Source organism: Geobacter hydrogenophilus (genome assembly GCF_018501225.1).
Taxonomy (GTDB): domain Bacteria; phylum Desulfobacterota; class Desulfuromonadia; order Geobacterales; family Geobacteraceae; genus Geobacter; species Geobacter hydrogenophilus.
Genome location: NZ_JAHCZI010000001.1, coordinates 124,114 through 139,209 on the forward strand (window position 1 = coordinate 124,114; position 15,096 = coordinate 139,209).

The 15,096-nt window shown below is 60.7% G+C and carries 14 protein-coding genes; 3 read left to right on the plus strand and 11 right to left on the minus strand.

Annotated features, from left to right (window positions below; all coding sequences use genetic code 11):
* Positions 1-61 precede the first annotated feature (61 nt).
* The 11 genes from KI811_RS00595 to KI811_RS00645 form a co-directional block, all read right to left on the minus strand.
* Positions 62-1,057 carry a DUF4140 domain-containing protein gene (locus KI811_RS00595; protein WP_214184549.1) on the minus strand — a complete coding sequence of 332 codons (996 nt, stop codon included), beginning with the start codon at positions 1,055-1,057 and terminating at the stop codon, positions 62-64.
* Between the two features lie 56 nt (positions 1,058-1,113).
* Positions 1,114-1,587, minus strand: a complete 474-nt coding sequence (locus KI811_RS00600; RefSeq protein WP_214184550.1) for an FKBP-type peptidyl-prolyl cis-trans isomerase — start codon at positions 1,585-1,587, stop codon at positions 1,114-1,116.
* Between the two features lie 15 nt (positions 1,588-1,602).
* On the minus strand, positions 1,603-2,079 hold the full coding sequence (locus KI811_RS00605) for an EVE domain-containing protein (RefSeq protein ID WP_214185110.1): 477 nt from the start codon (positions 2,077-2,079) through the stop codon (positions 1,603-1,605).
* Positions 2,080-2,098: 19 nt separating this feature from the next.
* Entirely contained in the window at positions 2,099-3,340 is a 1,242-nt protein-coding gene (locus tag KI811_RS00610; RefSeq protein WP_214184551.1) for a DUF1015 domain-containing protein, read from the minus strand.
* 31 nt (positions 3,341-3,371) lie between these two features.
* Positions 3,372-4,172, minus strand: coding sequence for a C40 family peptidase (locus KI811_RS00615; protein WP_214184552.1), 801 nt, complete (start codon positions 4,170-4,172; stop codon positions 3,372-3,374).
* Positions 4,172-5,291 (minus strand): peptide chain release factor 2 gene (prfB, locus tag KI811_RS00620; protein ID WP_214184553.1). Its coding sequence is split into 2 segments (ribosomal slippage): positions 4,172-5,221 and positions 5,223-5,291, totalling 1,119 coding nucleotides; the frame shifts between segments, so codons are not numbered across the junction. Before prfB ends, KI811_RS00615 begins: the two co-directional genes overlap by 1 nt.
* An 11-nt stretch (positions 5,292-5,302) precedes the next feature.
* On the minus strand, positions 5,303-6,868 hold the full coding sequence (gene lnt / locus KI811_RS00625) for an apolipoprotein N-acyltransferase (protein WP_214184554.1): 1,566 nt from the start codon (positions 6,866-6,868) through the stop codon (positions 5,303-5,305).
* A complete protein-coding gene (locus KI811_RS00630; RefSeq protein ID WP_214184555.1) occupies positions 6,868-7,722 on the minus strand; it encodes a hemolysin family protein in 855 nt (284 codons plus the stop codon). The genes lnt and KI811_RS00630 overlap by 1 nt, the downstream gene beginning before the upstream one ends.
* Positions 7,723-7,764: 42 nt before the next feature.
* The gene (locus KI811_RS00635) at positions 7,765-8,550 is read right to left on the minus strand and encodes a diacylglycerol kinase (protein WP_246551210.1); all 786 of its coding nucleotides are present in this window, start codon (positions 8,548-8,550) and stop codon (positions 7,765-7,767) included.
* The gene (gene ybeY, locus KI811_RS00640; protein WP_214184556.1) at positions 8,543-8,995 is read right to left on the minus strand and encodes an rRNA maturation RNase YbeY; all 453 of its coding nucleotides are present in this window, start codon (positions 8,993-8,995) and stop codon (positions 8,543-8,545) included. Before ybeY ends, KI811_RS00635 begins: the two co-directional genes overlap by 8 nt.
* Complete coding sequence (locus KI811_RS00645; RefSeq protein WP_214184557.1) at positions 8,892-11,300, minus strand: HD family phosphohydrolase; 2,409 nt, start codon at positions 11,298-11,300, stop codon at positions 8,892-8,894. Before KI811_RS00645 ends, ybeY begins: the two co-directional genes overlap by 104 nt.
* Before the next feature lie 260 nt (positions 11,301-11,560).
* Between KI811_RS00645 and eno the strand changes: the two genes are divergently transcribed.
* The 3 genes from eno to pncA all read left to right on the plus strand — a co-directional run bounded on the left by eno (position 11,561) and on the right by pncA (position 15,051).
* Positions 11,561-12,850 (plus strand): phosphopyruvate hydratase, encoded by a 1,290-nt coding sequence (eno, locus tag KI811_RS00650; protein ID WP_214184558.1) that lies wholly within the window; start codon positions 11,561-11,563, stop codon positions 12,848-12,850.
* 150 nt (positions 12,851-13,000) lie between these two features.
* The gene (locus KI811_RS00655; RefSeq protein WP_214184559.1) at positions 13,001-14,455 is read left to right on the plus strand and encodes a nicotinate phosphoribosyltransferase; all 1,455 of its coding nucleotides are present in this window, start codon (positions 13,001-13,003) and stop codon (positions 14,453-14,455) included.
* Complete coding sequence (pncA, locus tag KI811_RS00660) at positions 14,452-15,051, plus strand: bifunctional nicotinamidase/pyrazinamidase (protein WP_214184560.1); 600 nt, start codon at positions 14,452-14,454, stop codon at positions 15,049-15,051. The genes KI811_RS00655 and pncA overlap by 4 nt, the downstream gene beginning before the upstream one ends.
* The last annotated feature ends 45 nt before the right edge of the window (positions 15,052-15,096 follow it).

Genomic DNA, 15,096 nt, shown 5'->3' on the forward strand with positions numbered 1-15,096 from the left:
TCGCTCTCCATAGATCTGCCATCAATGTCAGAGTACTAGTGCTTCGAATGATCCAGAACCTTCAATTCTGCGCGGCAGTTACGCCGTTTCCTACTGCAATTTCCCCTTGTGCGCCCGGCTGAAGCCCATTGAACGTCGCCTTGCCGAGATACTCTCCAAGTCTGAAAACGGCGGCTTCTCCAGAAGGGAGGGGGCGGGTTGAATTGTTTGTAAAGGAAAACACCGTCCCTTCCGACAGCAGACGTCCGCTGCTCTCGCGCTCTACGGGACACCGGAACCGCAAAACCTCTCCGAAAGGGGCGCCTACAGGGATACGGGGAGATTCCTCACCTGCAGCAGAGAGGGGAACGGCAGACACCGTGACGGTGGTTCCTTTGTCCGGCCGGGGAAAGAGGGCGTGCATCGTGACATCCATGGTCCCTTTGCCGTCCAGCCGAAAGTCATAGGCAGGAGTCCACCCCGCACCCGGCACCAAGTAACTTGAGATAACACGCCCCTTACCGGCGACCCAGACCCGGACGACGCGTCTTCCGATATCGGCCTCTTTTTTCAGCAGAGTGAGCCGTGCCTCGACGTCTTTTATGCCATCCTCAGCATCGCGACGCGCCCGGTAGACGTCCTCAAGTTGTGCCACGGCAAATCCCGTCCCCTTGCGGATGGTCTCCATCGGCTCCGGGTTCGTCTTGGTCTTGCGAGGGGCCTTGCTGCTCTGGGACTTGGCCGCCGCCTTGAAAATTTCCTCACGCACGGCAAGGGCCCGAAGTCGATCTTCAAGCCTCCGTTTACGTTCGGCGAGAGCCAGAAGCTCTTTCTCATGCTTGGGGTTTGGACGGGCATCCTGAATGTCTACCCGAAGGATCGAGTTTCCGCCGCTCGGCTTGATTCTCAGTGATTCCGGTGAAGATGCCGCCGGCAAGAGAATTTCCGCATACCCTTTGGCAACCACGGACACCTCGTCAACTCTTGCGCCATCAAGATAATAGGTAATACTCTTGCTGCCGGCTGCGTAGCATGCAGACGCCGACAACAACACAAATACGGCAATAAAAACCCGCATATGCCCTCCCTGGCAAACCAACTATGCGCCCCATCGCGTCAAAGCATAAGTTGGTGTCATTTTGAAACGTCGAGAAGTTCCACTTCAAAAATAAGGGTAGCATTGGGGGGGATCACGCCACCGGCACCGGCAGTGCCATAGCCGAGCTTAGACGGCACGATGAGGCGACGTTTACCACCGACCTTCATGGTCATCACCCCTTCGTCCCAGCCGGGGATCACCTCGCCGGCGCCGATGGTGAAGACAAAGGGCTCGCCCCGATCGACGGAGCTGTCGAATTTGGTGCCATTCTCGAGCCAGCCGGTATAGTGAACTTTCACGGGCTTGCCCGACGTGGGCTGGGGGCCGTTGCCGACAACGAGATCCACGTAGGAAAGCCCCGACGGTGTCGTGACGGCTCCAGCCGGCGCCGTGGAAACGGCGGCGGGCTTGGTCTCCCCCGAAGACTTCGCGTCCTTATCGGAACACGCGGCAATTGCAACCCCGGTGACAAAGAGAAACAGAACAAGCAACTTTTCAACGGATCTCACGTAAACCTCCCTGCTTCAATCAATTCCGCCCAGGCGGAGGATGTATTCCCACTCGTGGTGCGTCACCGGCTGGACCGACAAGCGGCTCCTCTTGAGAAGCACCATGCCGGACAGTTCTGGATGTGTCTTCATCTCGTTAAGGGTTACCGGCCGCTTCAGGGGCCGGACATACCTCACGTCAACCATGTACCAGACAGGATTGTCCCTGCTCGCCCGGGGGTCGAAGTGTTCGGCCGACGGGTCCAGTGCCGTCCAGTCGGGATAGCCTTCGCTCACCACCTCGGCGATGCCGACGATGGCGGGCTCGGGAATGTTGCTGTGGTAAAAGAGAACTCCGTCACCGGGCTTGATCTCGTCCCGCAAGAGATTTCGTGCCTGGAAGTTCCGCACCCCATCCCAGTGCTCGGTGCCGTTGTGGCGCGCCTTCAAGTCATCGAAGGAGAAACAGGAAGGTTCGCTTTTGAAGAGCCAGAAAAGCCGCTCGCGCGTCACGGTCATCCCCCCCCTGGAGCTACGAGAGCTGGTGAACAAAGAGCCCGCTACGCAGTTTCGGCTCGAACCAGGTGGACTTGGGGGGCATTATCTGCCCGGCATCGGCCAACTGCATGAGCTCTTCCATGGAGGTGGGATTGAGGGAAAAGGCGATCCGGTAGCCCCCGCCATCCACGAGCCGCTCCAGTTCCTCGGTTCCCCGGATTCCCCCCACGAAGGAGATCCGCTGGTCAGTGCGGGGGTTGCGGATGGCGAGAATCGGACTCAGAAGGTTATTCTGGAGGATGGAGACATCCAAGTGCGACACTGCATCCCCCTCGTCGAAGGTTCCCGGCTTGGCAACGAGCTGGTACCAGCGCCCCTCCAGGTACATGCCGAACTCGTGGCGCCGGGACGGCGCGAATCCCGTGGCAGCCGGCGTTACGGCAAAGCGCTCGCCGATGCGGGCCATCAGTTCAGCGACGGAGTGGCCGTTCAGGTCCTTCACCGCCCGGTTATAGGGCATGATGTTCATCTCGCTGTCGGGGAAGATGACTGTCAGGAACCAGTTGTACTCCTCTTTCCCCGTGTGGCCGGGATTGGCGGCGCGCCGCAGTTCCCGCACGCGGCCGGCAGCAGCGCTACGGTGGTGACCGTCGGCGACATAGAGGGTTTCGATGGCGGCAAACCGCGTCGTGAGGTCATCGATGACCGCCCGGTCGCTGATGATCCAGAGGGTGTGGATGACTCCATCGCCGGTGGTGAAGTGGTATGTCGGTTCGCCGGCAGCCACGCCGGCCACGATGGCGGTTATGGAGGGGTCGTTGCGGTAGGTGTAAAACACCGGCTCGTCGTTGGCATCCAGGTAATCGATGTGCCTGACCCGGTCCTCTTCCTTGTCGGCCCGGGTCAGCTCGTGTTTCTTGATGACGCCGCTCTCGTAATCGTCCACCCCGGCACAGACCACGAGGCCCGTCTGCTCGATGGCCCCCATCCTCTGGCGGTAGACGTAGTAACACTCGTCCCGGTCCTGGATGAGAGTTCCCTCGGCGATGAAGCGCTGCATGTTCTCGCGCCCCTTCACGTAAACATCTTCGGCGTAGGGGTCCACCTCCGCCGAAAGATCAATCTCGGGACGGGAGACATGAAGAAAACTGTATGGATTACCCGCAGCCATGGCCTTCGCCTCCTCGACGTTCATGACGTCATAGGGAAGCGCTGCGACCTTCTCGGCCAGGGGTTTGGGCGGGCGCAGTGCCCGGAAGGGTTTGATCAGTGCCATGAAATTACCTCATTTTGAAACTTCATCTGAATTAGAAATACCTGCGTCCACCCATGAACTTCTTCGCAAAGTAGTTCTCGTCGAGGGATGAGATCTTGATGTCATCCCCACGACGGGGGGCATGGACGAACCGCCTGTCTCCCACGTAGATCCCCACGTGATTGATGTTCTCCTCGGAAGCGCCGAAGAAGACCAAATCGCCATCCTTCAGGTCGTCACGCGCCACCGGGTCCCCCACCTTGAACTGTTCCCGGGAGGTGCGGGGAATGTTGACCCCGCAGAGGTTGTAGACGGCGCGGGCAAAGCCGCTGCAATCCATCCCGTCCACAACGGTATTCCCCCCCCAACGGTAGGGTATCCCCACAAAACGTTCCGCGGTACGGGCTGCAATCTGCCCCATGTCCTTCTCCCCTTTCGGGGCTTCGGGCTGCTTCTTGCGGGGCTCTGCGGGAAGACGGCCAATGGTGGCCGCAGGCTCCCGTTTCACCACGGTTTCGCGTTTGCCGGAAAGGTCCTGGGGCGGAGCGATGAAATAGGCGCCGATAAGGCCGTCGGAAACCAGCTTCCGGGCCTCCTTCTGGGCAGCCTGCTTGGAGGGGAAATCGCCGAAACGGACGGCGTAGAGACCATTGTCCCGCTTGAAGTAGAAGGCTTCGATTCCCCGCACCTGGAGCTGGGCCGCCAGGCGTTCGGCGTTTTTCACCTCGGAAAAGGCCCCCACCTGGATGGCGTGGCCGATGCGGGAGATTCCCGCCCGCGGCGCGGCACAGCCGGCGGCCGCCAGGAGGGAGACGACAATAAATGCTATCAGATGAACGACGAATCTCTTCATCAGTCTACGGTGTCCTTCACGTCCCGGCGCACCCCCATGAGGAAGGCGACGATGAATTCCTCGAGATCGCCGTCCAGGACCGCGTCGGGGTTGCCGGTTTCGACGCCGGTCCTCAGGTCCTTCACCATCTTGTACGGATGCAGGACATAGGAGCGGATCTGGCTTCCCCAGCCGATCTCCTTCTTCTCGCCGCCGATCTCGGCGGCCTTGGCCTCCCGCTCCTGGAGCTCCTTCTCGTAGAGCTTGGCGCGGAGCATCTTCATGGCGGTCGCCTTGTTCATGTGCTGGCTCCGCTCGCACTGGCTGGCAGCCACGAGGCCCGTGGGGATATGGGTGATCCGGACGGCGGAATCGGTAGTGTTCACGTGCTGGCCGCCGGCCCCGCTGGAGCGGTAGGTGTCGATTCTCAGGTCCGTTTCGTTGATCGTTACCTCGATATCGTCCTCGATCTCGGGGAAGGCGAAGACCGAGGCAAAGGAGGTATGCCGCCGGGCATTGGAATCAAAGGGAGAAATTCGCACGAGGCGGTGGATGCCGGCTTCGGCCTTAAGATAGCCGTATGCATACTCACCGTCAACGGTAAAGGTTGCCGACTTGAGCCCCGCCTCGTCGCCGGCCTGATAGTCGGTGATCTCCGTCTTCCACCCCTTGCGCTCGCAGTAGCGGAGATACATCCTGAGAAGCATCTCGGCCCAGTCCTGGGCCTCGGTGCCGCCGGCGCCGGCGTTGATGGAGAAGTAGCAGGCGCTCTTGTCATGGGGGCCGGAGAGCATCCGTTGGAACTCGGCCCCCTCTACGTCCCTTTCCAACTGGTCGTTGAGAGACCGGACCTCGTCAAGAGTCGCTTCGTCCTCTGCCTCCTCGCCCAGCTCGATCAGCACCCGGATATCGTCTGACTGACGGTTCAGGCGGTCCCAGAGGTCAAGGATCTTCTCGATCCGCGTTCGCTCCCTGAGGAGCTGCTGGGCCTTTTCGTTGTCATCCCAGAAGCCGGGGGCCGCTATCTCGGCCTCCATCTCCTGGATATCCTCCCGCTTGCTGTCTATGTCAAAGAGACCCCCGGAGCTTGGCGATGCGCTCCGAAAGATTTTCAACGCGGGCTACTTCTTCTCTGAACATCCATGACTCCTTTACTGGTGGTGAATACGTTTTCTTCCGAAGGCGAGGGCCGTAACGATCGCCCCCCCTGCGACACACGCCCAGGCGAAGACGTCGCCGTAACGGTTGTAGAAGCTCTCTCCCTCCCCCAGCCGCACCTCGCCGTTCAGCACCGCCTCCTCGAAGAGGGAGGTCATCCCCCGGATGTGCCCCTTGCTGTCGATGATGGAGGTTATGCCGGTGTTGGCGGCCCGAACCAGCGGCACCCGGTTCTCCACGGCACGGAAGACGGTCATGGAGAGGTGCTGGTAAGGGGCTGATGAGCGCCCGAACCAAGCGTCGTTGGTGATGTTGACAAGGAGGCGGCTCCCGGCCCGGACGTAGGCCCGGGAGAGTTCCGGGAATATCCCCTCGAAGCAGACGAGGATGCCGATCCTCCCCTTGCCGGTGTCCAGGGCGGCAACCTGGGCGCCGGGCGAGAAATCGCCGATGCCTGCCACAAGCTTGTTCACAAAGGGAAGAAGTTTCGCCATCGGCACGTACTCGCCGAAGGGGACTAGGTGAATCTTGTCGCTGCGGCCGAGCACATCCCCCCAAGGGGAGAGAAGAAAGGCGCTGTTCAGGTACTTCAACCGCTCCCCGTCTTTCTCATAGGCGGGGCTCCCGACCACGGCGCAGGTTTTGAGCTCCTTCGCAAGCCCCTTGATGCGGGAGGCATACCGCGGCTCGTCCTGGAAATAAAAGGGGGCCGCGCTTTCGGGCCAGACCAGAAGATCGGAAGGGCCGGCGGCGCAGGCCTTGCGCGACAGCCGCTCGTAGATGGCGACGGTCTCTTCCTGGAACGACGGATCCCACTTGATGTTCTGGTCGATGTTCCCCTGGATGAGGGCCACCTTGAACGGCTCACCACTCTCGGGAACATGGAGGCGCTTGAAACCGTAGGCAACGGTTGCAAGGAGAAGGGCGAGCAGGAGCACGACGCTCTTCACCGGATAGGGAGCCCGCTCTCGCGCAGCAAAGCCGCGGATGATCCGGTAGAAAACCACATTTGCCAGGGCAATGAGGAAACTCAGGCCGTATACCCCGGTGATGTCAGCGATCTGGATGAGAGGAAGGGTCCGGTACTGGGTGTAACCGAGGCTTGCCCAGGGAAACCCGGTGACGAGGAAGGCACGCCCATACTCCAGCCCCACCCAGAGGAGCGGAAACGAAATGAGCAGGGAAATTCCCCGATCCTCTCCCCGGCGGACCAGATAGGCAACCACGGCTGGATAGAGCGCCAGGTAGGACACGAGCATCGACAGGACGCCGACGCTCACGATCCACGGAAGCTTTCCGTAGGTGGTGACGACAATGGTGATCCAATAGAGAATCCCCGCGTAGGCGGTGAGCCCTGTGACGAACCCCAGGTGGAAGGCCTTGCGGGGATCCTTCCGGCCGCAGGCGAGCAGGAGCGGCGCGAACGCAATCCAGGCCAGGGGGGAGATGCCGGGGCTCGGGAACGCGAGGGCAAGGAGCCCCCCCGAGAGAACCGCCATCAGGTAGTCACGCCGGGGAATGGCGTCGAAATCGGGCATCCGTAATGTGCGGTAGTTCACTACCCTTCGGTCTCCTCGGTGGTGCTGGCCCGGCGGGCCACCCGCACTTTCCTGATGTTCCGCTCGCCACCCTCAAGGACGGTCATCCGAAGGGTGTCGCTTTCGATCTCCTCGCCCACCTTGGGGATCCGCCCGGTCAGGTGGAAGATGAGTCCGGCCACGGTGTCGAACTTCTCCCGCTCGATTTCGATGCCGAAGCGCTCCTCAAGGTCTTCGATGGGAAGGCGGGCATCCACGAGGACCGAGCCGTCGGGTTCCTCCACGAGCCAATCCTCCTCAAGGTCGTACTCGTCCTGGATATCTCCCACGATCTGCTCCAGCAGGTCTTCGATGGTGACGAGCCCCGACGTGCCCCCGTACTCGTCGATGACAATGGCGATATGGACCCGCTTGCGTTTGAACTCCTGGAGGAGCTCTTCCAGGTTCTTGGTCTCCGGAATGAAGTAGGGGGTGCGCATAATACGCCTGATATTGATGGAGGAGTCCCCCATCCCCCAGTATTTGAGGAGGTCTTTGGCGTAAATGAGGCCGATGATGTTGTCGACAGTCCCATCGTAGACCGGAATCCGCGAGTGGCCGCAGGCTATGATGGTCCTCAGCACCTCTCCCACCGAGGTGTCGGCGGAGACGCAGGCCATGTCGGTGCGCGGCACCATGATCTCCCTGACCACCGTGTCGCGGAGCTCGAAGATGGAGCGAATCATCTCGTTCTCTTCCGGATTAATGAGCCCCTCTTCCTCACTGGCGTCGATGATATCCTGGATCTCCTCTTCGGTGATCCGCTTCTTGCCGGTGAGAAACCTGCCAAACATGTCCATCAGTCCGGCGCTTTTCCTTCCAGAGCCCTCGTCCAAGGCCTGTATTCCCCCTTTACCGTACAGTGGCGCGAAAAACGCCTATTTCATGAACCGGAACAGCATCACCACCAGGAGGGTGATCCCCGTTCCGGTGGCAGCACCGAAAACCACCTCACGGATGGTGTGGATGCGGAGCAGAAGCCGCGAGTGACTCACCATTACGGCGAGAGTAATTGCCAGAATCGAGGTGAGAGGCTCTTGGGTATTGAGAGTGACCAGGGTGGCGATGGAAAAGGCCACTGCCGCATGACCGCTCGGCAGCCCCCCCTCCAGCGGCGTCCCCTTGCCGGATATCGACTTGAGGATCACCACCACGATCACTACCGCCAGCAGGGCCACCACCGCCCCCATCTCCGACGGGGTACCTATCATGGCGAGCGCCTCCTTGTAAATGGGAAAGATGTAATGGGACAGGATCAGATAGCCCATGACCGCCGCGCCGATGGCCGCCACGAGCACCCCGCCGGCGGCCACGTCCTTGGCGATCTTTGCGAGGGGGTGGTATTCCGGCGACACCATGTCCACAACCACCTCCACCGCCGTATTCATGAGCTCGGCAAAGAGCACAAACGAGACAGAGACTGCCAGAAGCGTGAACTCCAAGGCCGACACTCTGAGAAAAAGCACCGCGAAGAGGAGCGCCAGCGCCGCCAGAAAGTGCCGGCGCATGTGCTTCTGGGTCCGGGTGGCCCAGAAAATCCCCTCGATGGCACAGTTGACGGAGTCGATGAAGCGCGACGGCTTCACGGGGTCGCCGTTGGGCAACGTGGGAGAAGGCCGAAGCGGGTTCCCCTCGCCGTCGGTGTCTCCGTAGGGGCTAGACAAGCCCTTCCCTCTCCAAGAGGGCAAAGAGTTCCTGCTCCTTCGCCTCCATCCGTCGGGCCTCGGCCTCGCCGCTCCGCTCGTGGTCGTAGCCGGCGATGTGAAGGATGCCGTGGAGCAGCAGAAAACAGAGCCTGGACCAGAAGGAGACTCCCCCCTCTTCCGCCTCGCGGGCCGCCGTGTCCGCAGAGATGATCACATCCCCCAGCATGGCGGGATTGAGGGCGCCGAACTCACCCTCGGCCATGGCGAAGGAGATTACGTTCGTGGGGCGGTCCTTGTGGAGATACTCGCGGTTGACGCGCCTGATACCGAGATCGCCGGTGATGACCACCGACAGCTCGCTATCGGGATATCCCAAGGCGCTTAATATCCTCTCCGCCACTTTTCTGAGGCGTGGCGTCCCGATCGGGTGCCGCCTTTGCCGGTTCGCTATCGCTACCTTCACTCGGTTTCTTACCTCCGGTCGGTTTCTCTTTTTCCTTGAAGGCCGGCTCTGGGTAATCGATGCGCTGATGGTAGATGCCGGCCAGGATGCGGTTGAAGCTCTTGGCGATTTCGTGGAGGTTCTTGAGGGTCAGCTCGCATTCATCAAGCTGACCGTCGATAAAGATGTTGTTGATGATCTTCTGCACCAGCCCCTGGATGCGGTCAGGAGTCGGGTTCACGAGGGTGCGGGAGGCGGCCTCCACGCAGTCGGCCAGCATGACCAGGCCCGCCTCCCGGGACTGGGGCTTGGGGCCGGGATAGCGGAAATCACGTTCGTGCACGGCCTGTCCGTCGCCGGCCTGGGTCTTTGCCTTCTGGTAAAAGAAGCTCATGAGGGCCGTGCCGTGGGACTGCCGGATAATATCGACAATGGGGCGCCCCACCCGATGTTCGCGGGCCAGCTCAACCCCCTCCTTCACGTGTGATATGAGAATGAGGGCGCTCATGCTCGGGGCAAGCTTGTCGTGGCGGTTATCGCCTCCCCCCGTATTTTCGATGAAGTACTGGGGTTTGCTGATCTTGCCGATATCGTGGTAGTAGGCCGCCACTCTTGCCAGGAGCGGATTCGCATTGATCGTCTCCCCGGCCGCCTCCACCAGGTTCCCCACCAGGACACTGTGATGGTAGGTGCCGGGAGCGCGGACCATCAACTCCCGCAGTATCGGCGAATTGAGGTTGGAAAGTTCGAGGAGCTTGATATCAGTCACGTAGTGGAAAACGGTTTCGATCAGCGGGATAGTGCCGGTAACGATGGCCGAACAGAGGAGTCCGCCGGCCAGGGCGAAGAGGGCACACCAGATGGTCTGGAGGGAGAGGAAACTGTCGCTCATGGTCTGGAAGGCAAGCGCCATGGCGAAGTTCACCACACTTACCTTAACCCCGGCCGTGTAGATGCGGCTCCGGTCCTTGCAGTGGCGGACGCCGTGAGCGCCGACGATCCCCCCCAGCAGCCCGTATACCACCACGAAGAGGCTGTTGTTGAACATGATACCCAGGAGCGGCGCCGTGATGGCCGTATAGACCATGGCCACTTCGGAGTTGAGGATGATCCTGATCAGCATCGGACCCACGGCAAAGGGAAAGAGGTAGAAGTAATCGCGGGCATCGATGCTGGGAAATGGTGTCCCCAGGGCCGTCGAGATGGTCAGGGCGATCTTGAGCAGAAAGAACATGCCGGCCGTAACCAGGGAAATGAGAAGCAGATCCTTGGTGACGGGGCTGAATTTCCGGATGTTCTTGCGGGCGAACCGGTAGGGAAAATAGAGGATCACGAGAACAAGGCCAAAGAGGCCGATGCCGGTGAAAAGTTTGTTGATGTCCCCCCCGGCAGAGGAAATCATTTCGAGCTTCTGGACCTGCTCTGCGGTTACCCGTTCACCCACCCTGACGATCATCTCCCCCTGCTTCACCTGCAGAAGGACCGGGCGGACCGAATCCCGGGCCCTCGCCTGGGCCTGTTCGGTCAGATCCCTGCTGAAGGTCAGATTCGGCCGCACCCCTCTCGCCACGAACCCCTTCAGAGTCTCGATCTCCCGCGGAGAGAGGCCGGGGGCGCCAATCTTCATCCCCTTGACGATCTCCTGGACCTCGGCAGGCTCGACGGGAGAAACCGTGTACTCCATTTTCCCCAGCGATTCACCGGTCCGGGCATCAACGAGGACAATGCCGTGGGCGGTGTCACCGGCAAAGGATCGCTTGTCGACCACAATCTTGTTGGCATAGAGCCGTTCGGCCAGGGCACGCACCTGGTCCATCAGGCCGGCATCGGCCCCGAGGCTCATGAGGAGGGCTTTCTCCGCAGGTGAAAGGCTGAACCCGAAAAGCCCCTTCAGGGATTCGTCCAGCCCCGCCCCGGGGGGAGGCGCAGCGGTTGCAGCCTGCTGAAGGAGGGCAAGGGCCTGCTCGACGCGTCCCACCAACTCGCCAGCCCCTTCCAGCGAGAAAGCATACACGTAAGGGACGGCAGCCTCGGCCTCATGGCGCTTCTTTTCGGTGAGGAGACGGTCCTCGAGAAGATAGTCCTGGGTCGCCCTGATATCGGTGGTGGCGATATCTCCGGCCTTGTATCGTACGGAAAGAAACTCCTGGCGGGGAAGGATGAGCAGGGTAAGAACAAACGCGGTAAGAAGGAGGAGAACCCGGCGATTCCTGGCTTCCTGGCGCGGATTCGAAAAACGCTCGAGGAGATTGTCAAAGAGCCTCCCGACGGATCGAGGAAGAGAGGCTCGCATTTCATGATCAGTGTTACTGCTTTGGGTGGGCATATCTAATTAATTGTATTGTTACCCTGTTGGGCACGGAGAAGTGCCGTTACAGTTGCAAGGAGCATAACGTATTGAGAAAAATACTATATCGTTCCTCTCAGGGGCCTGTCAACTCCGATGACGGTCTCGCCCCCGGAATGCCGCGTTACCCCCGCCATACACATTAAAAATGTTTCCTTTCAGCACCAATTCTGATATACATTCCGCTGTTTTGCCTATGGTCGGAAGACCAAAGTACATATTTCTGCAAGGGGGCCAGAATGAGCGAAATTACCGATGTCTACGCGCGAGAGATACTCGATTCCCGCGGCAACCCGACCCTGGAGGTCGAAGTTTTCCTGGAGTCCGGCGTTATGGGAAGGGCGGCCGTTCCTTCCGGCGCATCTACCGGCGAGCGCGAGGCCCTGGAGCTTCGCGACGGAGACAAGTCCCGCTACCTCGGCAAGGGGGTCCTCAAGGCAGTCGACAACGTCAACAACATCATTGCCGAGCAGATCATCGGCATGGAAGCCACCGACCAGATCGGAATCGACCAGCGGATGCTGGACCTGGACGGCACCGAGTACAAGAGCAACCTGGGAGCCAACGCCATTCTCGGCGTGTCCCTGGCCGTGGCCAAGGCCGCAGCCGAGGAAGTGGGGCTCCCCCTCTATCAGTACATCGGCGGCAGCAACGCCAAGGAGCTTCCGCTCCCCATGATGAACATCCTGAACGGCGGCGCCCATGCCGACAACAACGTCGACATCCAGGAATTCATGATCATGCCGGCCGGCGCAAAATCCTTTGCCGAGGCGCTGCGCATGGGGGCTGAGATTTTCCATGCCCTGAAGGGTGTCCTGAAAGGTAAAGGGTACAATACCGCCGTGGGTGACGAGGGCGGTTTCGCCCCTAACCTGAAGTCCAACGAAGAGGCCCTGGAAGTCATCATGGAGGCGATCCAGAAGGCCGGCTACAAGCCGGGCGAGGAAGTGCTCCTGGCCCTGGACGTGGCCTCGTCGGAACTCTTCAACGATGGCGTCTACGTCCTGGAGAACGAGGCAGAGCCGAAGAAGACCCCGGCCCAGATGGTTGATTTCTACGAAAACCTCGTGAACAAGTACCCGATCATCTCCATCGAGGACGGTATGGCCGAGAACGACTGGGACGGCTGGAAGCTCCTCACCGACCGCCTGGGCAAGCGGATCCAGATCGTCGGCGACGACCTCTTCGTCACCAACCCGCGGATCCTGAAGGAAGGGATCCAGAAGGGGATCGCCAACTCGATCCTGATCAAACTGAACCAGATCGGCTCCCTCACCGAGACCCTGGACGCCATTGAGATGGCCAAGCGCGCCGGTTACACCTGCGTCATCTCCCACCGCTCGGGCGAGACCGAGGACACCACCCTGGCCGACCTCTCCGTGGCCGTGAACGCCGGCCAGATCAAGACCGGCTCCCTCTGCCGCACCGACCGGGTCGCCAAGTACAACCAACTCCTGCGGATCGAGGATGAGCTCGACACCACCGCCCTCTTCCGCGGCAAGGACGTCTTCTACAACATCCACAAGTAGTCTTACAGAACACCTGAAGCCACACAACGAAAGGCGGGAGCGATCCCGCCTTTCGTGCGTTTCGCCGTCGACCTTGCGCGATGCTGCCGGTCCAGGCTGACAGGTGTGAGTGTGGTATACTTTTCTTCATTTCCCCGACGGAGACATGCCATGCGCTACTCACCGCTTCTTACCGATCTGTACCAGCTCACCATGCTCGCCGGCTACCTGGAAGAAGGAATGGCCGACAAACCGGCGGTATTCGACCTCTTCTACCGGCACAACCCCTTCCAGGGGGGATATGCGGTGTTCGCCGGCCTCGACACGGCTCTCGACTACCTGGAAAACCTCCAGTTCGCCGAGGATGAGCTCGAATATCTCCAGGACCTTGCTATCTTCCGCCCCCGCTTCATCGATTTCCTCCGCTCGTTCCGGTTCCGGGGAAAAGTGACGGCACCTCCCGAGGGGACAGTGGTTTTCGCCAATGAACCCCTTGTGACCATCGAGGCTCCCCTGGCCCAGGCGCAACTGGTGGAGACGGCGCTCTTGAACATCATCAATTTCCAGACCCTCGTAGCCACCAAGGGAGCCCGCATCGTCCATGCGGCGGTGGACGGCACGGTGCTGGAGTTCGGCCTGCGCCGCGCCCAGGGGCCCGACGGGGGGGTGAGCGAAGCCCGGGCCGCTTACATTGGCGGGGTTCGGAACACGAGCAACGTGCTGGCGGGGAAGCTCTTCGGTATCCCGGTGAAAGGAACCCATGCCCACAGCTGGATCATGGCCTTTCCCGATGAACTGACCGCCTTCCGCGCCTATGCCGAGGTATTTCCCGACACCTGCATCCTCCTGGTTGACACCTACGACACCCTCAAAAGCGGCATCCCCAACGCCATCACCGTTGCCCAGGAACTCCGCTCCCGGGGGCACGAACTGGTCGGGGTGCGGATCGATTCGGGTGACCTGGCCTACCTCTCCCGGGAGGCGCGCCGGATGTTCGACGAGGCGGGCTTCCCCGGCGTAAAGATTGTCGCCTCCAACGAGCTGGACGAATACGTGATCGAATCGATGCGGAGCGAAGGGGGCCGGGTCGACATCTACGGCGTGGGGACACGGCTTGCCACCTGCGCCGGAGAGGGGGGAGGAGCCCTGGGTGGAGTCTACAAACTGGTCCGGATCGGCGACCACCCCAAACTCAAGGTGACCAGCGACATCGCCAAGGCGACCCTTCCCGACCGCAAGCGGCTCCTGCGGGCCGTGGCCCCCGACGGGTCCTTCATCCAGGACGTGATCTGCCTCGCCGACGAGGAAATTGCCCCCGGTGCCACGGTGTACGACCCTTCCAATCCCCTTCAGTTCGTAGCCATCCCGCAGCAGGCTCGCTTCGTTGAAATTCGTGGCGTTGTCATGGAAGACGGTGTGCGGACGGCGAAATCACCTCCCAGACTGGACGAGATGGCCGACCTCAGCCGTGACCAACTCACCCGACTCCCCCAGGGATGCATGCGCTTCATCAATCCCCATAAATACAAGGTTTCCATCAGCGCCGGTCTCAACGAGCTACGGCTGCAGCTCATGGACGAGGTTCAACGGGGATATAAAAGGATCCAGCAGGAGAACTATTCATGAAGAGCACCTCAGCCCTTCTGATCGTCGACGTCCAGAACGATTTCTGCCCCGGAGGCTCGTTGCCCGTACCAGAGGGGGATCGGGTCGTCCCGCTGTTCAACCGCTACATAGAGCTTTTTAGAGAGCGAAAGCTGCCGATCATCGCATCCCGGGACTGGCATCCGGCCATCACGTCCCACTTTCGGGACTTCGGCGGCATCTGGCCGGTCCACTGCGTCCAGGGGAGCGAGGGGGCCCGATTCCACCCGGATCTAGCCCTCCCGGACGACGCCATCGTGATCTCCAAGGGGCAGGACCCGGCCCAGGACGCCTATTCCGCGTTCCAGGCAACGACGGGAAACGGAGTGCCCTTCCTGCAACTCCTGAAGGAACTGGGTATCACCAAACTTTTCGTGGGGGGCCTCGCCACGGACTACTGCGTCAAGGAATCGGTTCTGGACGGGCTGCGCCACAGTCTTGCGGTAATACTCCTTGAGGATGCGGTACGGGGGGTTGACCTGACTCCCGGCGACTCGGCAAGGGCTATCGAAAACATGGTCGTTGCCGGCGCGGTGCGGATGAATTTCAGCAGGCTTCAGGCCGACCTTCCTTCGTGACCCTCCATGAGAGGGCATACATCCCGTTTGACTTTTGGGGGGGAA